We start from the raw sequence: 19,181 nt of genomic DNA on the forward strand, positions 1-19,181 counted from the left end.
CGAATCGTGTTGCGCGCCAACCCGGTGCGCTTGGCTATCTCATGCAGCGACAGCTTGTCGCGGAAATACATCCGGCGGATTTTGCCCATCATTTCCATACTGATCACCCTGTGTTCTCCTGCTCAAAAATTGAGCAGAAGCAGTTGAACACCTGGGTCAGTTTTCAGTCGGCAGAACAGCCTCTACTGGGTCAGTTTTCGGTCAGCGGCAACACACCCGCAAGCTGCGCGCCCAAGAGCCAGGCATAGCGTCTGAGTTTGATGAAATGCAAGAAGCCCAGCGCCGTTACCAGGCAATGCTGCGGAGACAAGAGCAGGAGCGTAAGCAGAAGCTGCAACAAGAACAGCAGCAGCTAGGTCGCGCCCTGCGCTTGGGGCTGTCACAGCAGCGATAAAAAACCCCGCCTAGGCGGGGTTTTTAGTGGGTGCTCTATTCACAAGGCCGCAAATAGAACAATTGCAGCGGCTGCGAAGGCTAGGCATGCGGCCACGATGTTGAGTCGAGCGATTCGCTTGGCATCTTCAACAGGTGCAACCACGCGCCGAAGGGCTGCATCTACCTCGGTCCTGACGGCATCGGCCGTTGCTTTAGCGCTGTCCTGCATTGCCTTGGCCATCGTTTCCCGACTTGCCGACAGTGCAGCGTTCAGGATGCGCTCCGCTTTCTCCTTGGCATCAGCGCCCCACCGGAAAGCAATGCTTTCTAGTTCCTCCTTGAAGGTGTCCAGCATGTCCTGCTGGGCCTTCTCAGAGTCCCGCATTAAGCGCTCATTGATCGTGTGGAGCACCATAATCGGATCGTCACGGGAGACGGCGATGTTGTGCTTAACCGCAATTTCCTTAATCAGCTCATCTACCGGGTCACTCACAGCGCTACCTCTTACAGAACGGGCACATTTTCAAGCTGTGCGTAGATTTGGCTCTTGATGATCTTGAGGCGCTGGCGCGTCATGATCGTCAGCGATTCCAGGGCCAGTGCGTCATCGAAGGTCAGGCGATCCTGGAGCATGTCGCTCAGGTCTTGACCGTAAGTTTCCTTCTTCAAGTCGGGAATTTGAATGATGGCGGAAACCCGGCTCTTGTTTGCCGTGTACGCCTTCAATTGCTCGAATGTCTTGCCCTCATGCTCAATCGGCCCCCAATACGGGTTGAGCCAGACCACGAAACGGGCCTCGGCCGGGAACTGGCCGGCGAGCTGGGCGAATCCGCTCAGAGTATCGATCAGAGCCTGGCCCCCCGTGATAACGGTGTGAACAACCAGCTCATGCCCCATTTCTTGCAGCAACGTCGGCACCTGGTTCGTTACCAGGTAGTGGGAGAGGGGGACGAAAGAGCTTGCCCCGTTGTCGATCACTACGTCATTGGTTGACGGTGCGATCAGTTCGACCAGGCTATCGAAGTTGCGCGAGTTGATTTCATCGCCATCCATGATCTGGAGGCGGCGAACATTCAGCGACTTGTAGCCGTGGAATGTCGAGTTGACCGGATCTGTGTCGAGGCACAAGGGAGCCTGGCCCTTGCTTGCTTTGTACTGTGCGATCAGAGCAGCGATCACGGACTTTCCGACGCCGCCCTTGCCCTGGAGAACCATGTGAATTTTTGCCATTAGAGTAAATCCTCTTTCCTTGGAGTTGAGTCAAACGAGAAGCCGGCCGGTGTGTTCGGCTTGGTTACGACCGGCTCAGGAGTGGCCGGCGCTGGTGATGGCTTCGGTTTGGCCGCTGGGGTTTTGGCCGGTGTTGGTGTCCTGGCCGGAGCTTCCTGCACTGCTGGTATGGAGGGGGCGGCAGCAGTTGTAGGCTGACGAATCAGCTTCTTGACGTACCCAATGAAAGCGTCATATCGGAAGGCAATAGCGCCCTCGGCATAGAGCGTTTCCCATACGTCTTTTACAGGCCAGCCGTCATCAAGGGCCTGCCGTACTTCATCCCGAACAGCCAAAAATGCCGCCCGGTTTTTACCTGCTCGGCCCGGCTGTGTCTTCTTCTGCGCCCGTTCTGCTATGCGCTCAGAAAGGCTTTTGGCGCTCTTAGCCATGTCGATCCCATATCCATCATTACCCCGATTAAAGGCCGATTCTAAACCGATTGAAGCCTTACACGCCCATTCTAGCCCGTTTTCCACTGGTTTCACTATATCCGCTGTTGTTCTACGTTTTATCGTGTCCTAGAGGTGGATCAATCGGCTTTGTATGCGATACTCACCTGGCGTTAAACGGCTCGAAGAGCCGGGCAAGATAGGTGAAGTTAGCTAACCGGCAAGCCGGTTAACTATCTTCACTTGCCCTTATTCGCGCTTCGCGCTCAACGGGGCATCTTGCTCTGCGAGGCTGGACGGCTACCGCCGTCAGAAGCAGCGGCAAAGCCGCAAAGGAAAAGCGGGATGGACGAGAAGAAAATCACAAGGAAGGACACCCATTTACGGGTGCCTGTCCTGCCAGAAGAGAAAGCAAAAATTGAGGAAAGCGCCCGTGCTGCTGGTAAGTCCGTTGCGGCTTACATGCGGGCGGTTGGCCTTGGCTATGAGCTGCAAAGCGTGATCGACAGTCGTCTAGTCCTGGAGCTGGCCAAGGTCAACGCCGATCAAGGCCGCTTAGGGGGACTCTTGAAAATGTGGCTTGTGAGCGACAAGCGACTTGCCGGGATTGAGGAAGAGCAGTTGCACAGAACCATCCGGGTTGTCCTGGACAGGATCGGTGAAACGCAGGCGGCTCTTTTGGAGCTGGCGAAGAAAGCATGACCCTTTTTTTAGCCGCTAAAAAAGGCGCAGGCAGATGATCGCCAAGCGCATTCCAATGAACTCGGCGAAGAAGAGCAGCTTCGCAGGGCTGGTGAAGTACATCACCAGCAGCCAGGGAATCAATGAGCGGGTCGGCGAGGTGCGCGTCACCAATTGCCAGACCGAAGAGCTTTCATGGGCTGTGTATGAAGTTCTGCACACTCAGAAGATCAACACCCGTGCCGAGGGCGACAAGACCTATCACTTGCTGATAAGTCTCGCGCCGGGAGAGCAACCTTCAAGCGAAGTGCTACGCGACATTGAAGATCGCGTATGCAGCGCAATAGGCTACCAAGAGCATCAGCGAGTCAGTGCGGTGCATAACGACACTGACTGTCTGCACATCCACATTGCAATTAACAAGATTCACCCGGAGCGCCACACGCTCCATGAACCATATCGAGACTTCAAGACGCTGGGCGATATATGCGCCCGCCTGGAGCTTGAGCATGGGTTGCAGCAGGTCAACCACGCCCGCAAAAAGAGTGTGAGCGAAGGTCGCGCAAACGACATGGAGCAGCACGCCGGGGTTGAGAGCTTGATTAGCTGGGTGCGCCGCGAATGCTTGGAGCAAGTCCAGGGTGCGAAGAGCTGGACTGAGTTGCACCAGGTCTTGCACGAAAACGGTTTGGAGCTGCGTGAACGCGGCAATGGTTTGGTAATTACCGACCAGGCCGGAACGATGGTCAAAGCCAGCACCGTCGCCCGCGACCTATCTAAAGGCAAACTAGAGGAACGCCTTGGGGCGTTCGAGAATCAACGGCAGCAAACCCGGGCCTCACTCAAACAAGGCAAACCACTCCCGCGTAAGCCGGGAATCGGGCGGGTAGGGCGTCGCCCACCTCCCGCCAGCAAGAACCGGCTACGCGGCTTGTCCACCCTGCAAACTATCCAGATCGACAGTGGCAAGCGCTACGAGAAAAGCCCCGTAAGGCACAAGTCAGATACGACAGAGCTATATGCGCGTTTCCGTGACGAGCAGAACGCTGTACGGCATACGAAGGCCAAGGAGCTGGCTACGGCCCGTGATCGCCGCGATAGGGCGATTGAGTACGCCAAGAATGTAGCCAAGCTAAAACGTTCTTCAATCAAGCTGATGGCTACCCCTGGCCTGACAAAGAAGCTGCTTTATGCCAGCACACACAAATCGCTCCAGGAACAGATAACCAGCCTGCGCGCCGAACACATCAAGGCCATTGAAAATATCAACACGCTGAACAAAGCGCGGCAGTGGGCTGACTGGCTTCAAGTAAAGGCCCTGGAAGGCGATCAGGACGCCCTGAAAGCGCTTCGCGCACGTCAGGGCGTGAAGGGGTTGCAAGGGGATGCGGTTTCAGCCAAAGGGCAACAGCAGCCAGCCAAGCCCGTTCCGCTTGAGCAAGACCACATCACGAAAGAAGGCACCGTTATTTACCGCGCGGGAGCATCCGCGATCCGGGATGACGGCAGCAAACTTCAACTATCCAAGGGGGCCAACTTTGACGGCATTGAGACTGCCTTGCGGATGGCCGCTGCGCGCTACGGGGAAAAAATCACCATCACCGGCTCCGATCAGTTCAAGGAGCTGGTTGCACAAACGGCGGCAATCAGAAACCTGTCAATCAAGTTCGACGACCCAGCCCTAGAGCAGCGTCGTCAATCACTGCAACAAGCGATAGAGAAGGAGAGAAGCAATGTCGGAAGAACTGACAGAGGAAGAGCTGCTGGCTCAGGCGCTGGCGTCGATGGATTCAACGCCGCCAGGGTCGGACGAGGAACCGGGGCCGGAAGAACCACCGGAGCCGGGCGAAGTACTGGAGTTCGGGGAAATACCACCGGAACCGGGCTTTCTGGACGAGCTGGAACAGCAACCAGTGGACGAGTCACCGTTCGCGCCCCTGGAGGAACCCCAAAGCCTGGTGTTGCAAGAGTTGGACGCAAGCCGCCGCCCGAAAGCCAGAACCGTTTGCGAGCGCTGTCCAAACTCGGTGTGGTTCAGCTCACCCAAGGAAGTGAAGTGCTATTGCCGCGTGATGTTCCTGGTGTCGTGGAGCACCAAAGAGCCAAACCAGATAACGGGTTGCGACGGGATGTTTCTAGGTCAGGAGTAATAGCGCCCGAGGGTAAAGCTATTTCGAGCGCTCAAGCAGCAAGGCAGTACGTCGCCGAGCGGGAGGATAAACGGGCGAAAGGCTTCGATATACCGAAGCACAGGATATATAATCAGGCCGATGATGGGCCGGCAACCTTTGAAGGATTACGCCAGGTTGAGGGGCAGTCGATGGCGCTGCTTAAACGTGGTGATGAACTCTTGGTGCTGCCCGTCAATGAGGCCACAGCACGGCGCATGAAGCGCATGAAGCTGGGCGATCCGGTCACAGCAAACGCTACAGGTGCGATCAAAAGCAAAGGAAGAAGCAGATGATTTCAAAAGACAAGTTCAACAATGCGGTCGGGCCGCAGGTACGGGCAAAGAAGCCCGGAGTCGGGAAGGTCATTCCCGCCCTGTCGCTACTCTCCATTGGGGTCGGCCTGGCTGCAGCGACTCAATACTTCGCCTATGACTTCAAGTACCAGGACGTACTAGGCCCGCACGTCAATCATATCTATGCCCCGTGGTCGATTCTGACCTGGGCCAGCAAGTGGTATGGCACCTATCCCGAGGCTGTTATGCGAGCCGGTAGCATCGGCGTGCTGGCTTCCGGGATCGGCCTGCTTGGCCTGGCGATCACAAAGATGATCCAAGCCAACAGCTCCAAGGCAAACGAGTACCTGCACGGTTCGGCCCGTTGGGCGAACAAGAAGGACATTCAAGCTGCTGGCCTGCTGCAACGTGATCGGACGGGCCTGGAGATTGTTACCAGCAAGTCAGCTCCCACCCACACAGGCGTATATGTGGGGGCCTGGCTGGATAAGAACGGTGTTCAACACTACTTGCGGCACAACGGGCCGGAACACATCTTGACCTATGCCCCGACCCGTTCAGGTAAAGGCGTCGGTCTGGTTATCCCAACACTGCTGTCCTGGCCGGCGAGCACGGTTGTAACCGACCTAAAGGGCGAGCTGTGGGCTTTAACGTCTGGCTGGCGGAAGAAGCACGCAAACAACAAGGTGCTGCGCTTCGAGCCTGCATCCAGCAACGGCGGTGTGCGTTGGAATCCGCTGGATGAAATCCGCATTGGCACGGAGAACGAAGTAGGGGACGTGCAGAACCTTGCAACCCTGATCGTTGACCCGGACGGCAAGGGCTTGGAAAGCCACTGGCAGAAAACCAGTCAGGCCCTGCTGGTCGGCCTCATCATGCACGTTCTGTACAAGAGCAAGATCGAAGGCACCTTGGCCACCCTGCCAGAAGTTGACCGCATCCTGGCTGATCCAGACCGCGACCTCGGCGAGCTGTGGATGGAAATGACCACCTACGGCCACGTTAACGGCAAGAACCATCCAGTGGTTGGCTCATCCGCCCGCGACATGATGGACAGGCCGGAAGAGGAAGCCGGCTCGGTACTGTCTACGGCCAAGTCTTACCTGTCCCTGTACCGCGACCCGATTGTTGCCCGCAACGTCAGCGCGTCAGAGTTCAAGGTGAAAGACCTCATGAACCATGACAACCCGGTCAGCCTGTACATCGTCACGCAGCCGAACGACAAGGCACGTTTGCGTCCCCTGGTGCGCGTGCTTCTCAACATGATTATTCGCCTGCTGGCCGACAAGATGGAGTTCGAGAACGGCCGGCCAGTCGCGCACTACAACCACCGCTTGCTAGCGATGCTTGACGAATTTCCAAGCCTGGGAAAGCTGGAGATTCTGCAAGAGTCGCTAGCGTTCGTTGCCGGCTACGGGATCAAGTGCTACCTGATTTGCCAGGACATTAACCAGCTCAAGTCGCGGGAAACCGGCTATGGGCCTGACGAGACAATTACCTCGAACTGTCACGTCCAGAATGCTTATCCACCTAACCGCGTGGAAACGGCTGAGCACCTTTCCAAGCTCACCGGGCAAACTACCGTAGTCAAAGAGCAGATCACCACCAGCGGCAGGCGCACCAGTGCTTTGCTGGGCCAGGTGTCCAGGACGATGCAGGAAGTGCAGCGCCCGTTGCTGACGCCTGACGAATGCTTGCGGATGCCAGGCCCGGTCAAGTCAGCGGGCGGCGACATAACCCAAGCGGGGGATATGGTCGTCTATATGGCTGGCTATCCAGCGATCTATGGGAAGCAGCCCCTTTACTTCAAAGACCCGATTTTCCAAGCCAGAGCCTCGATCCAGGCACCGAAGGCAAGCGACAAGCTGCGTTTCGTTCAAGAGCCGCAGGCGTCGGAGGCCATCACGATATGAGCCGGTTCCTCAAGAAGTTCACCATCGGGACAACCATCGTTGGCACCGCCGTCCTGCTGCTGGGCGTTGGATGCTATTCGGTAGGCGCTCGGGTGAATACCACCAAGAGCATTCCGGTAGGCATCTACTGGATGACGGGAGATCCGGTAGAGAAGGGGGCTTATGTCGTTTTCTGCCCGCCGCAGGTCGGTGTGTTCGATGAAGCCAAGGAACGCGGCTATATCGGGGCTGGATTCTGCCCTGGCGGTTACGGCTTCATGATGAAGCGCGTTTTAGCGGCTAAAGACGACCAAGTTGCTGTTACCGACGAAGGTGTAGCCGTCAACGGCCAGTTACTCCCGCTTAGTGCCCCCCTGGCAACTGACAAAGCTGGCCGTGAGCTGCCGCGCTACCAAGCCACCCACTACACGCTCGGAAATTCTGAGTTGCTGCTTATGTCGGACGTAAGCGGAACCTCATTTGATGGCCGCTATTACGGGCCGATCAGCCGCAATCAGATCAAGGGCGTAATTCGCCCCGTAGTCACTTGGTAAGGAGGCCAATATGCGTTTATTCATCGCAGAAAAACCGTCTGTAGCAAAAGCCATTGCCGGCGAGCTGGGCACAACCAATCGCGGCGATGGATTCATTCAGTGCGGTGACGATTTTGTGACCTGGTGCTTCGGCCACATGCTGGAGCAAGCAGAGCCGGATGCTTACTTGCCGGAAGACGTGCCGCGCAACAACTCGGGCAAGAAAATCTGGCGGGCGGAAGACTTGCCGATCATTCCAGAAACCTGGATCAGTGAGCCGAAACCGGATGCAAAGCAGCAGCTCGCCGCTATCGGTCAGCTCATTAAGAAGGCATCGTTGATCGTCAATGCCGGCGACCCCGACAGGGAAGGGCAGCTTCTTGTGGATGCCGTCCTGGAACACTTCAACAGTAACAAGCCGGTTAAACGCTTTTGGGTATCCGCACAGGATTCGGTATCCGTGCAGCGCGGTCTGGCCGCACTCAAGGATAACGAGACGTACAAGGGCTGGGCGGAAGCTGCGCTAGGGCGCGGCAGAGCCGATTGGTTGATTGGGATGAACCTCAGTCGTGCCTACACGTTGCGCGCCCAGCGTGGCGGTGGCCAAGTGGTACTGTCGATAGGCCGGGTACAGACTCCGACCCTCGCCCTGGTGGTGCAGCGGGATCGTCAGATTGAAGCCTTCAAAGCCATTGATTTCTTCAACATCCAGGCCAGTTTCAAGCATGAGAAGGGCAGCTTCGCGGCTGAGTGGATAGCAAAGGAAGATCAGGCCGGCCTAGATCCGGAAGGCCGCTTGATCGACAAGAAAGAAGCGGATGCCATCACGCAGGCGGTTGCAGGCAAAAGCGGCACGATCATCGAGCACAGCGACACACCGAAAAAGGACAACCACCCTCGGGCCTTTGCTTTGTCCGACATTACGTTGGTTGCTTCCAAGAAGTTCGGCTATTCCGCCGATGAAGTGTTGAAGGTCTGCCAGGCCCTCTACGAGCAGAAGCTGACCAGTTACCCGCGCACCGACTGCGACTATCTGCCCGAGTCGCAGCACGCAGACGCCCCCCAGGTTTTGGCCGCAGTTAAGAAGGTCAATCCCGAGTGGGCGCGCATCATCGACGCGGCCGACCCAAGCATTAAATCCAAGACCTGGAACGACGCGAAGATTACAGCTCACCACGGGATTATCCCAACGATGCATGTTGGCGACGTATCTGGACTAACGCCAAGCCAGCGCAACATTTACGGCCTGATCGTTCGCGCTTACCTGGCTCAGTTCTTCCCGCTGCATGAGTACATGAGCACCAAGATCATCCTGGAAGTTGGTGGCGAGACGTTCGGGGTGACTGGCAAGACCGTGACCCGTAACGGTTGGAAAGACGTTTACGGCAACCTTGGCGACGATGAGGACGAGGGCGAAGAGAAGAAGGCCAACCAGGTGCTGCCGCCAGTGAAACAGGGCGACCCTGTTACCTGCATTGAGGCAATCCTGAAACCGACCAAGACGAAGCCACCGGAGCGCTTTACCGAGGGCACCTTGGGCAAGGCGATGGAGAATATCCACAACTACGTCACCGAAGCCGAGCACAAGAAGATCCTCAAGGAAGGCGATGGCATTGGCACCTCGGCTACTCGCGCTTCAATCATCACCGAACTGAAAAATAAGAAATTCTTGGAGCCGAAGGGCAAGGCCATCGTCAGCACCCAGCTTGGCCGTGGGTTGATCGACGCCCTGCCCGAAGTGGTGAAGAGTCCGGTACTCACAGCCCTGTACGAGCGGATGCTGAAACAGATCGAGCAGAACAACGGTAGTTTGGATGAGTTCCTGGCCAAACAAGAGGCGTTCATTCGTGAGCAGGTAGCCAAGGCCAACGATGGTTCTGTGAAGATCGCCGGCGCAGGTGGCCTCCCTTGCCCTAAGTGCAAGACCGGATCACTGCGCCGCTTCCCCAGGAAGGCCGGGGACGGCTTTTTCTGGAGCTGTTCCCGCTATCAGGAAGGGTGCGATGCCAGCTTTGACGACAAGGGCGGCAAGCCCGTCCCGAGGGTGCCCGTCACCGTTTCCCAAATACACAAATGTGGTGCGTGCAGTCGCGGCCTGAGCCGTCGCATGGGCACCAAAAGACCCGGTAAGCCCGCGCTGCCGTGGTGGAGTTGCAGCGGTTATCCCGAGTGCAAGCAGTCCTATCCAGACCTCAAAGGCAAACCTGATTTCAGCAAGCGTTAAGGAGAACAGCATGAAAAATTCAAGCAACGATCAAACAGGCAGCACCCTACTTGAAGAACAAGCGGAAAAGGAATTTGACTCCGAGTCTGCAAGTGCGGAACTGCTAAACGAAAAGATGGCTGATGCCCGTCTTCCACGCTATCAAGCCGAGTTCGACGCGGAAGAAGCCGAGCGGGCAGGGGCGTTCAAAGAAGATGCTCTAGATGAGTCTGCTGCTGTTGAAAGTGGCGATGATTTGAATGACGACCTGGAGCCGGCGTTCCTGGACGATGATGGCCCTAGCGCAGATATTCCGCCGTTCATTACCACCACCAATGCCCGCGAGCTGTACGACCTTCAAGAAGACGAATCGGTGATTGACGCCATCGACCGTAAGGCCAAGGAGGGCTAACCCATGCCTATGACAAAGGCCGAAGCGCAGGGAGTAACGCGGCTATTTGTCCGCGATTATCCTGGCGCACTGGAGCTGGCCTATAGATTTCGGGAGGACACGGCAGGTTTATACGGGGATCGAGCGGCCGAAGTGCCTGGGGGCATGAAGGGCGGATATATCCCGAAGCCGACCGAGCACAACGGCCGTACGTACCGAGGCCGGATCGACGTTCCCCTGGAGAACATGACCGACGCCCGCGACCTATTGCTGACGTTACGGCATGAAGTCTTGGGGCACTACGGGGCAAACACTTTTGCGCCGGCAGAGAAGCGCGCTTTGCTGGACGGCCTGGCAGCCTCCCGCGAAGAACCCAGCTTGAAACCTCTATGGGATGACGTAGACCGCCGTTATGCCGACAGCTCGCAGGACGTGCGGGCCGAGGAAGTCTTTGCTTTGTACTGTGAGGGTGTCGCCCCAAACCAGCATGCCGGCATAGACCAGGTGCAGCAGCGTGGTCAGCAGTCGTTCGCTGAAACCTGTATTGCCCGTGCTCGGCCTATGCAGGCCAGCGATCTACAGAACATCGTGTGCATGGTCGCTCAGGGCATCCAAGAACGATCCAGGACACAGCAGACATTCCCGCACCTCAATGAACTATTCAGGAAAGGCGAGACGATGGAACCGAAAAAGCCGTTTCACGAAATAGTTGCTGAAAAGCTAATTGAGCAACTCAAGGCCGGTACAGCACCTTGGCAAAAACCGTGGATGCCTGGGGAGTTCGGTTCCATGCCGATGAACCCCACCACGGGGAACCGTTACAAGGGCGTCAACTCAATCCAGCTCATGATGCAAGGCTGCAGCGACCCTCGTTGGATGACGTACAACCAGGCGCTGGATCAAGGTGCACAAGTCCGCAAGGGCGAGAAGAGCACCATGATCCAATACTGGAAGTTTTCCGAGGAACGCATCAAGAAAGAGAATGGCAAGCCTGTCCTCGATGAGAAGGGCAATAAGGTCAAAGAGACTGTGCAGTTGGAGCGTCCGAAGTGCTTCCATGCTTATGTCTTCAACGCTGAGCAAATCGACGGGCTGCCCGCGATAACGCGCAAAGAACAAACCTGGGACGCTGTAGAGCGCGCAGAGCACATCTTGCAGGCATCAGGAGCGCGAATCACACATGCAGCCGGTGATAGGGCGTTCTACCGCCCTTCAACCGACAGCATCACCATGCCCGAGCGCGGCCAGTTTGCCTTGGCCGACAATTACTATGCGACCGCGCTGCATGAGCTTGGTCACTGGACTGGTCATCCTTCGCGCCTTGATCGTGATTTGTCTAACCCGTTCGGGTCTGAGGGTTACGCCAAGGAAGAGCTGCGCGCAGAGATTTCCAGCATGATCCTGGGCAACGAGCTGGGCATTGGCCACGACCCTGGCCAGCACGTTGCGTATGTCGGGTCATGGATCAAGGTGCTGCAAGAAGATCCACTGGAGATATTCCGGGCAGCCGCGGATGCCGAGAAAATCCAGGCTTTCGTTCTGGCGTTTGAACAGAAGCAGGTTCAAGACCACCAGGTTGATGCTGAGCAGCTAGGCCAAGAGCAGGCCGAGGTATTGGCCCATATCCAGGCAACCCACAAGAACGCGAACCCCGGATATAGCGCTCTAGAGTCATGGCAGACACTGGAGCGAGCGGCCGAGGCGAATGGCCTCAAGGCGATGCTTCGCTGGTCGAATGCTGGAGAGTACGAGGCTGATATTCGCGTCGAGTACCAGGATGCAGACGGCAAATTGATTCCAGTACATAGCGAGCTGCACAGCGGAGACGGTAAAGCAGTGAGCTGCATCGAGGGGCAGCGTGTTCCAGGTACTGGTATGACTTCGGATGCTGAATGGCAGACGGACGCCCTTAACTCAGCAATCGCTACAGATCAGCATCGGCAGCAGCAGAAGCAAGAGCAGCAGCAAGCAACCTCACCAGCGGCTCGCTATGAAGAAATGCTTACTAAGGGCGGACGTCTTGTAGATCGGCTGGTGGAATCCCGGTTGATGACGCCTGCCGATGCGGCGCTCACTGATGCGCGGCGCGACCTCCTGAGCATGTCAGTAGCGCCAGAGGCTGACCAAGCGGTGTTCAGGCAGGCCAGCGAAAAGGCGCTAGGCGTCGAGTTACCCCCTGAGTGGGACGGACGTGTCGAGCTAAGCGCAGTGCGCGACGATGACGCATTGCCGAACCAGTATGTCGTGAGTGTGGGGGCGGGCGATCAATCACGGCAGGTTGCAGTGTTGAGTACATCCGACGAGGCCATTGCTTTGGCGGATCGACTCTTGATGATCGAAACATACTCGCAGCACGCAGCGTCTAACCTTCAAGATTTGAAGGCGGTTCAAGACAAGTTGGAGAACCACCGGAGCGATGCGCGCCTTCAGCTACACGGCAGTCAGCAACAGGAGGCCACATTGGAGCAAGGACAGCAGTTGCCCCAACAGGAAATCACACAGCAGCAACTGACTGCCGAGCAGTGGGTGCTGGACAAGCTGAGCAGTGATCTTCGCCCGGCCATCGGCCGGATGAACGAGCGTCAGCTAGACACCGTGCAGGGCGTCCTGGGTTCAATGCACCCAATGGGTAACCACAACCCATTCTGGCAGCGCCATGAGCAAGCGGCCGAGGCCATGTACCAGGATGTTGACCAGGTAGAGAAGCAGATATTCGATGCTACTGATGCGGTCAGCGAGCGGCGCGAAGTGCTCCAGGGGCAGGGACTGGTTCAGGCTGATGATATGCAGCAAGCAGTCGAGCAAGCACGACTGCGAGAAGAGCAGGTGCGACAAAACCCAAACAGCACCGACGAGGACATTTCTGCGGCCAAAGAAGAACGCAAAAATGCCGAGGTTGCGCTTGCTCTAAATGATCCTGAAATGCAGCGTCGAATAGCCGAACTCGAAAAGAGCGAAGCGCGTAGCGAGCAGAGCAGTACCAACGTGGCCAAGGAAAAGACCTGGTTGGCTGTGCCATACGAGCAGCGCGACGAGGCCAAGAAAGTCGCTGGGAAACTACAGAATGGCCGCTCGGCCATCGGCTTCGATAAGCCGACTAAATGCTGGTATGCGCAGCCAGGCGCAGACCTGGACAAGCTCCAAAAATGGTTACCGGAGAACCAGGTTCGCCAGGCTCCAGCGATGGAGCCGCGAGAAGAGTTCGCCCAGGTCATGAAGGAAGCCGGCCTAGTTGTTGATGGAGAGCACCCCATCATGGACGGTAAATGGCATCGGGTGTCGGTCGAGGGTGGAAGCAAGGGCAACACCTCGGGAGCCTATCGGGGCTTCGAACTGGCCCCAGGCGAGAAAGGCGTTCCAGCAGGTACGATCCAGAACCACCGCACAGGCTTCCAATCGAACTGGAAAGCCAAGGGCTACGCGCTGAGCGAGGGCGACAAAGCATCTTTCAATGCAGAAGCAGCACAGCGGCAAGCTCAGCGAGAGCAAGAACGACTGGCAAACCAAGTTCGCGCAGTTAAGGCGATTGGTGAATTGCTGGCGATCGCACCGCAAGCAACAGCGGATCACACCTATCTCAAGAACAAGGAAGCCCGGCCGGGCGACCTCAAGGTTGTGCCTACTGACACAACTGGCTTGCCGGCAGATTCGATCATTCTGATCGGAAAAAACGCCAGGGAGTCGAAGGCGCTACGCGAGGCCAACCCGGATAATCTGGTCTTCACAGCCGGCGACTTGCTGTTGACCGCACAGGACAGCAATGGCGACCTCAAGGCTGCGCAATTAATTCGCGCCAACGGCACGAAGATGTTTGCCAAGGGAACCGAGAAGCACCAGAACTTCCATGTTGTCGGCGGTGCCGGCCTGGAGGCTCTACAAGAGGCCCCTGCCATCGTAATCGGCGAAGGCTATGCCACGGCCGACACCCTGTCGCAAAGCCTTGGGTATGCCACTGTTGCGGCCTTTGACTCGGGCAACCTGCCCCATGTCGCCAAGCAAATGCGCGAGCAGTTCCCGGACAAGCCAATTTTGATCGCTGGGGACAACGATCTTCACCAGGAGCTGATCGACGGCAAGAACCCAGGCCGAACCAAAGCCCAGGAAGCAGCAAAAGCGGTAGAGGGCAAGGCCATCTTCCCGATCTTCGCACCAGGCGAGCAAGCCTATCCGGCCGGCGTTGAACCCATCGGCCAGGAGAAGGCCCGCGCCAATAAGCTGACCCCGGAGCAACAGGAGGCGATCAACCAGATGAAGCGCTTCACGGACTTCAACGACCTGGCCACCAAAAGCAGCCTTGGCCGCGAGGCCCTGGATCGCCAAGTGCGTTCAGAAGTTGGCTTGGCCATCGAGAAGCACCAGGAGCGCATCGAGCAGAAACGTCTGGAGCAAGTCCAGGCACAGACGCAAACAGAGAAGCAACAGCCGCGCCGGGCAATGTCGCGCTAACAAGGAGAAGTTGAAGTGGTAATGAAAATTGCAAACCGCAATAACGGCGATGCCGGCGTATTTATGAAGCCAGAGGGCAGCGTGAAGGTTGTAGTCCTCAACGGCAGCCGGCAGATCGACCAGGTTGTGCCGGGTGCTGGGCAAAACGGGGAACTTGGCTGGGTCACGATGAAGGTGCTCCCGGAGAATGGCTTGCCGAAAGGAATCCATCAGCTGCACGACGCCACCAACCCGGCCAAGAACGTCCACCCGCAGAGCTTCGGCGGTCAGGTGCTGCACGTTGACAAGAAACACGTCTACCAGTTAGGCCCCAAGGGGATTGTCCAGCATGATCGGAAGATCTTCGATCAAGCGCTGGACGGCAAGGAGCCGGTTGTGGGCAAGTGTTACGAGGTGGCCTATAGCCGAGGGGCCGGCAAGGTAAAATCCGGACTGACCCAGGAGCAAGGTGCAAAGCTGCAAGCGAAAAAGGTGCATACCCTGTGAAGGTCGCCATCGGTCGGCGCTTGGCCCTGGAGTCTTCCCGGCTTGGTCTGACCGGCACCGAGGCTGCTGCCGGGATTGGATGTTCCCGGCGCACCTGGTGTTACTACGAAGCAGGCCAGAGCTGCCCCGATGCGGTAGCCCTGGCCCGCCTCGACAAGCTGGGATTTGACGTGCTGTACATCATTACCGGCCGCAGAACAGGCCGCATCAATCAATAGGAGGAAAGGAGCATGGCAGGATATTTCGAAGCGAGCGCTTCGATTACCAGCCCTCAATGATTATGAAAAAGACGCCTATGGCGTCTTTTTTGCTTTCAGTGTCCCGACGCTGAGCACAGCGGCGCAAGTTTACGAGCGTCCGGCGGCCGCAGGCCGCGAACTGCTGCGACTGGTTATAGATCATTAGCAAGCTGCGAACCTTTGAAATGCAATACGCTATCGCAAAGGTTGAAAAGTTTTGGAATCAATTCGTTGTGGCATTCTTCAATAAAGGATACTACGTTCTCACCTGCTACGATCTCGGGCTGAAATGTGACTTTCCCCTGTTCATCACGACAGGGCTTCTTGTAGCTATATTCTTCGAATTCCAAGTGATTCCATTTGTTTAAAATCCTGATAAGGTGCTTATGCTTTATTGTGTTTACGTAACCCTTCACTTTATGAAAGGTGCTATCCATAAAGAGGCATATTAGTTCATCATAAAAATCCATACCTTCGTATTTTTTGATGAAGCTTTCGTGCCATTTAATCCCAGTAGACTCGGGGTCTTCCTTCACCGGGATGAAGAGATTCAGCAAATAAGGGAATGAATCAAGCAAAGCATGGAGGCTATTAAGAAATGCAGCAATATTAGCCTCGTAAACATACCTGACAGGGACTGTTTCTCCGGCTCGTCGATAGGCTGAAATCCTATCAAACCTCAAGTTGGATTTCGTCGCGGCGTCCTCAAGGTTGACGTAATGATACTCGCAGTACTGGAGCCAACGATAAATCGACTGGGTGCATACCTCCAGCTTCACAATTGAATCGTTATTCTCTGCGCCAAGCTCCTGCTTTTTTAGCGTCAGAAATCTGCCAATATTAAGCTGTTGTCCCACGTTTACCTCTACACATCGGTGATCTATAACGTTTGGTTAAGGGGCGGGCTTTAGCCCGTCCCAGTGAGCGAAGCGAGCGATTTGAACCATTTATTAGCATTTTTATCGATGCCTTCTCTCGTCCCACGTTTCTAAGACAAATAGCGCTATGGTGTGAGCTGAATTAACAGCGAGTCTCGCATGCCGTGGTTTAAGGTTATAGACCTTTCGACCTTCTCCGTGAGCTGAGCTTGCATGGGTCCTGAAGGCTCCAATTCCATCAACAACGGATAGCACACCAGAAAGAATTTTTTTAAGATCGTCATCTTGTAATAGACCAGGCTCAAAGCCTAGGTCAGAGCGCACAACTTTCCAAACATTCTGGAGATCCTGCTTTTGAGGCATTTCCAAGTTTTCGTCTGCGATGTAAGTCTTGAAGATGGATTCTAATATATTGCATGCGGCAGAGACCGCTTCTCTAGGCTCTGTATTTACGTTGGCAAGGGCCCTGGTAAACTCAGCGTCTATTGAAGGAATATCCCTGCCTTTGATTAATTCGGCAAGTGATCGGCTAGGCGCAGAACTGCCGTCTGAAATTATGCCGCCAGCAATGTATGTAAGGTTGCAACGAGACAATATTGCTTCAAGCTTTCTTTTGAGCTCTTTTTTTACGTCTATGGAAGGTGCGCCAAATAAAGAGCGCGAGCTTTCCTCTGCGTCTGGTAACTCCATATAGCATTCAATTATTCGGCCCAGTACGGTTAGAGGTCGCTCAGCCTCTTTATTTACGCGCCGAAGCCATGCTTGTACTTTTACTGACTTGGAGCCCTCTGGTGGCTCGCCCGGAGCTTCAGCGAATGAGAAAAGATTATCTAAGCTGGCATGAGTTTCCATCTCGGGCATGTTTTCCGAGAGCACAGCTATAACCGGGGCCGGAATTTCTTTTTTCATGGGCTGACTCATGATTTTTTTAAAATGCTAACGCCCGCCATAAACGGCGCGAGGAACGAGCGTCCGGCGACCGAAGGGAGCGTCTTTAATGGCATGGTTATGCATTTTTATGATGGGCGGCGGCAAAAACTGAGTGCAACACCTGACCTTTCCGGTACGGTGCTGCCCCTATGTCTTATACCGAACTCAGCGTTGAAGAGCGCGCCACCATTCAAATCGGTCGTACCCAAGGCTTCAGCCTGCGCAGGATTGCCTGCTTGATCAACCGATCCCCTTCGACCATCAGCCGTGAGCTGCGCCGTAACCGAGGTGCTTGCGGTGGCTACTCGGCCCGCCTAGCCCAGCAGCAAATGCAGGCCCGCCGCCAGGTTTGTCGACCGATGCGAAAACTGTTGCCGGGTAGCGAGCGCTTCGAACTGGTGACCCATATGCTGCGTGAGCGTTTGTCTCCCGAGCAGATTGCCGGCAAGCTGCGCAGCATGAACATACCCAACCTGCGAGATGCCTACGTCTGTCGCGAGACGATCTACAACGCGATCTATGCCCTGCCAGTGGGTGAGCTGCGTAAGGAGCTGATCATCTGTCTGCGCCAAGGCAAGACGACGCGCCGGCCGCGCTCTGGTGGCGTGGATCGGCGCGGCCAGATCCCCGAGATGGTCAGTATTCATGTGCGCCCGCCGGAGATTGAAGACAGGCTGATGCCGGGGCATTGGGAAGGCGACCTCATCAAGGGTAAGGCCAACGCCTCGTCCGTCGGTACGCTGGTGGAACGCACCAGTGGCTACCTGATGTTGGTGAAGATGAACGACGCGACGGCGACTTCGGCACTGGAAGGCTTCAGCGCCGCGCTCAATAGCATGCCGCTGGAGATGCGCAAGAGCATGACTTACGACCAGGGCCGGGAGATGGCGCGACACGCCGAGATCACCCAAAGAACCGGCGTGGCGATCTACTTCTGCGACCCGCACAGCCCCTGGCAGCGCGGCAGCAACGAAAACATCAACGGCCTGATTCGCCAGTACTTGCCCAAGGGCACAGACCTGTCGGTACATAGCCAGGAGAAGCTGGACGCCATTGCGCTGCAACTGAACATGCGACCGCGCAAGCGCTTCGACTTCAAATGCCCCATCGAGGTGATGGGAGAGGTCATGCAAAACTCCATGGCAATGCGGCATGATGCTCCGGCTTCAATTCAATAACCGTGTTGCACTCAGCTCCTGCAACCGCCCACTGCGAGTCGATTCCCGAGCGCAGCCAGCTGCATGATTGGGACATAAAGCCTCACCGCCATGGCGATCTGGTGCAACTGTTGTACGTGCAAGGCGGCAGCGCCGAGCTGGAAGTCGAGGGCGTGATCAATCGTGTGGAAACGCCCTCGCTGCAGGTGGTGCCGGCCTTGAGCGTGCACGGTTTTCGCTTTTCTCAGGATATCCAGGGCCATGTACTGAGCCTGGCTCAGCCGTGGGTCGACCAGCTTAGTGCAGTGCTCGACAGCCCCCCCCTGGGCCGTGCTGGCTGCTATCCGGTGGCGGGGCAGAAACGTTATCTGGACACTTTGTTTGACTCCATTGCACAGGAGTATTGCGAGCAGGCGGCAGGGCGCGAGTTGATGCTGCAATCACTGGTCAGTGCCTTACTGGTCTGGGTAGGCCGACGCTCGCTGGATCTCAGTCGCGCCGAGTCGCCGCTACAAGACCGAGGCCGCGAACACTTGCAGGGTTTTCATCGGTTGCTGGAGGTGCATTTTCGTGAACACCGGCCGATTGAACATTACGCAGGTGAACTGGGCATCAGCGCCGCGCACCTGAATGCGGTGTGTCGTCGCCTAGCAGGTCAGTCTGCTTTGCAACTGATCAACCAGCGCCTGCTGTTAGAAGCCAAGCGCTGCCTGGTCTACACCGCGATGACCATCAATCAGGTTGCGGACAGTCTGGGCTTTTCTGAACCGGCGTACTTTTCGCGGTTTTTCAAACGGGGCTCCGGCCTTTCTCCCAAAGTTTTTCGTCTTAAGCGTTGAGTCAGA

General features: G+C 56.3%; 16 protein-coding genes. 11 read left to right on the forward strand and 5 right to left on the reverse strand.

Annotated features, from left to right (window positions below; translation table 11 throughout):
* Positions 1-433 precede the first annotated feature (433 nt).
* From N1078_RS16760 to N1078_RS16770, 3 genes are read right to left on the reverse strand one after another with little or no spacing between them, the layout of a single operon-like run.
* The gene (locus N1078_RS16760; protein WP_274089267.1) at positions 434-868 is read right to left on the reverse strand and encodes a conjugal transfer protein TraM; all 435 of its coding nucleotides are present in this window, start codon (positions 866-868) and stop codon (positions 434-436) included.
* 11 nt (positions 869-879) lie between these two features.
* Positions 880-1,605 (reverse strand): nucleotide-binding protein, encoded by a 726-nt coding sequence (locus tag N1078_RS16765; protein ID WP_274089268.1) that lies wholly within the window; start codon positions 1,603-1,605, stop codon positions 880-882.
* Positions 1,605-2,036 carry a TraK family protein gene (locus N1078_RS16770; protein WP_274089269.1) on the reverse strand — a complete coding sequence of 144 codons (432 nt, stop codon included), beginning with the start codon at positions 2,034-2,036 and terminating at the stop codon, positions 1,605-1,607. The genes N1078_RS16765 and N1078_RS16770 overlap by 1 nt, the downstream gene beginning before the upstream one ends.
* A gap of 345 nt (positions 2,037-2,381) precedes the next feature.
* Between N1078_RS16770 and traJ the strand changes: the two genes are divergently transcribed.
* Genes traJ through N1078_RS16815 form a run of 9 tightly spaced genes read left to right on the forward strand, consistent with a single transcriptional unit; the run spans position 2,382 to position 15,350 of the window.
* A complete protein-coding gene (gene traJ / locus N1078_RS16775) occupies positions 2,382-2,738 on the forward strand; it encodes a conjugal transfer transcriptional regulator TraJ (RefSeq protein WP_011544441.1) in 357 nt (118 codons plus the stop codon).
* 34 nt (positions 2,739-2,772) lie between these two features.
* Positions 2,773-5,181: a TraI/MobA(P) family conjugative relaxase gene (gene traI / locus N1078_RS16780; RefSeq protein ID WP_274089270.1), complete on the forward strand. Its 2,409-nt coding sequence runs from the start codon at positions 2,773-2,775 to the stop codon at positions 5,179-5,181.
* On the forward strand, positions 5,178-7,094 hold the full coding sequence (locus N1078_RS16785) for a type IV secretory system conjugative DNA transfer family protein (protein WP_274089271.1): 1,917 nt from the start codon (positions 5,178-5,180) through the stop codon (positions 7,092-7,094). The genes traI and N1078_RS16785 overlap by 4 nt, the downstream gene beginning before the upstream one ends.
* Complete coding sequence (gene traF, locus N1078_RS16790; RefSeq protein WP_274089272.1) at positions 7,091-7,627, forward strand: conjugative transfer signal peptidase TraF; 537 nt, start codon at positions 7,091-7,093, stop codon at positions 7,625-7,627. The genes N1078_RS16785 and traF overlap by 4 nt, the downstream gene beginning before the upstream one ends.
* Before the next feature lie 10 nt (positions 7,628-7,637).
* Entirely contained in the window at positions 7,638-9,830 is a 2,193-nt protein-coding gene (locus N1078_RS16795; protein ID WP_274089273.1) for a DNA topoisomerase III, read from the forward strand.
* A gap of 10 nt (positions 9,831-9,840) precedes the next feature.
* Positions 9,841-10,221 carry a conjugal transfer protein TraD gene (locus N1078_RS16800; RefSeq protein WP_274089274.1) on the forward strand — a complete coding sequence of 127 codons (381 nt, stop codon included), beginning with the start codon at positions 9,841-9,843 and terminating at the stop codon, positions 10,219-10,221.
* Positions 10,222-10,224: 3 nt separating this feature from the next.
* Positions 10,225-14,646: a zincin-like metallopeptidase domain-containing protein gene (locus N1078_RS16805; protein ID WP_274089275.1), complete on the forward strand. Its 4,422-nt coding sequence runs from the start codon at positions 10,225-10,227 to the stop codon at positions 14,644-14,646.
* Positions 14,647-14,667: 21 nt separating this feature from the next.
* Positions 14,668-15,132: a KfrB domain-containing protein gene (locus N1078_RS16810; RefSeq protein ID WP_274089276.1), complete on the forward strand. Its 465-nt coding sequence runs from the start codon at positions 14,668-14,670 to the stop codon at positions 15,130-15,132.
* Positions 15,129-15,350, forward strand: a complete 222-nt coding sequence (locus N1078_RS16815) for a helix-turn-helix domain-containing protein (protein WP_274089277.1) — start codon at positions 15,129-15,131, stop codon at positions 15,348-15,350. Before N1078_RS16810 ends, N1078_RS16815 begins: the two co-directional genes overlap by 4 nt.
* Before the next feature lie 173 nt (positions 15,351-15,523).
* Here the strand turns inward: N1078_RS16815 and N1078_RS16820 are convergent, their stop codons facing one another.
* Positions 15,524-16,228 carry a hypothetical protein gene (locus N1078_RS16820; RefSeq protein ID WP_274089278.1) on the reverse strand — a complete coding sequence of 235 codons (705 nt, stop codon included), beginning with the start codon at positions 16,226-16,228 and terminating at the stop codon, positions 15,524-15,526.
* Positions 16,229-16,330: 102 nt separating this feature from the next.
* Positions 16,331-17,158 (reverse strand): abortive infection family protein, encoded by an 828-nt coding sequence (locus N1078_RS16825; RefSeq protein WP_274089279.1) that lies wholly within the window; start codon positions 17,156-17,158, stop codon positions 16,331-16,333.
* A gap of 170 nt (positions 17,159-17,328) precedes the next feature.
* Here N1078_RS16825 and N1078_RS16830 point away from each other — a divergent pair, with 170 nt between their 5' ends.
* Entirely contained in the window at positions 17,329-18,357 is a 1,029-nt protein-coding gene (locus N1078_RS16830; RefSeq protein WP_003283602.1) for an IS30-like element ISPsp7 family transposase, read from the forward strand.
* Positions 18,354-19,175, forward strand: coding sequence for a helix-turn-helix domain-containing protein (locus N1078_RS16835; protein WP_208218957.1), 822 nt, complete (start codon positions 18,354-18,356; stop codon positions 19,173-19,175). The genes N1078_RS16830 and N1078_RS16835 overlap by 4 nt, the downstream gene beginning before the upstream one ends.
* The last annotated feature ends 6 nt before the right edge of the window (positions 19,176-19,181 follow it).

Source organism: Pseudomonas sp. MIL19 (assembly GCF_028680365.1).
Taxonomy (GTDB): domain Bacteria; phylum Pseudomonadota; class Gammaproteobacteria; order Pseudomonadales; family Pseudomonadaceae; genus Aquipseudomonas; species Aquipseudomonas spirodelae.

Bases quoted from the DNA above. Each gene is read 5' to 3' on its own strand.
- N1078_RS16765 (WP_274089268.1), bottom strand. From the start codon at position 1,605: ATGGCAAAAATTCACATGGTTCTCCAGGGCAAGGGCGGCGTCGGAAAG.
- N1078_RS16770 (WP_274089269.1), bottom strand. From the start codon at position 2,036: ATGGCTAAGAGCGCCAAAAGCCTTTCTGAGCGCATAGCAGAACGGGCG.
- traJ (WP_011544441.1), top strand. From the start codon at position 2,382: ATGGACGAGAAGAAAATCACAAGGAAGGACACCCATTTACGGGTGCCT.
- traI (WP_274089270.1), top strand. From the start codon at position 2,773: ATGATCGCCAAGCGCATTCCAATGAACTCGGCGAAGAAGAGCAGCTTC.
- N1078_RS16785 (WP_274089271.1), top strand. From the start codon at position 5,178: ATGATTTCAAAAGACAAGTTCAACAATGCGGTCGGGCCGCAGGTACGG.
- traF (WP_274089272.1), top strand. From the start codon at position 7,091: ATGAGCCGGTTCCTCAAGAAGTTCACCATCGGGACAACCATCGTTGGC.
- N1078_RS16795 (WP_274089273.1), top strand. From the start codon at position 7,638: ATGCGTTTATTCATCGCAGAAAAACCGTCTGTAGCAAAAGCCATTGCC.
- N1078_RS16800 (WP_274089274.1), top strand. From the start codon at position 9,841: ATGAAAAATTCAAGCAACGATCAAACAGGCAGCACCCTACTTGAAGAA.
- N1078_RS16805 (WP_274089275.1), top strand. From the start codon at position 10,225: ATGCCTATGACAAAGGCCGAAGCGCAGGGAGTAACGCGGCTATTTGTC.
- N1078_RS16810 (WP_274089276.1), top strand. From the start codon at position 14,668: ATGAAAATTGCAAACCGCAATAACGGCGATGCCGGCGTATTTATGAAG.
- N1078_RS16825 (WP_274089279.1), bottom strand. From the start codon at position 17,158: ATGAAAAAAGAAATTCCGGCCCCGGTTATAGCTGTGCTCTCGGAAAAC.
- N1078_RS16830 (WP_003283602.1), top strand. From the start codon at position 17,329: ATGTCTTATACCGAACTCAGCGTTGAAGAGCGCGCCACCATTCAAATC.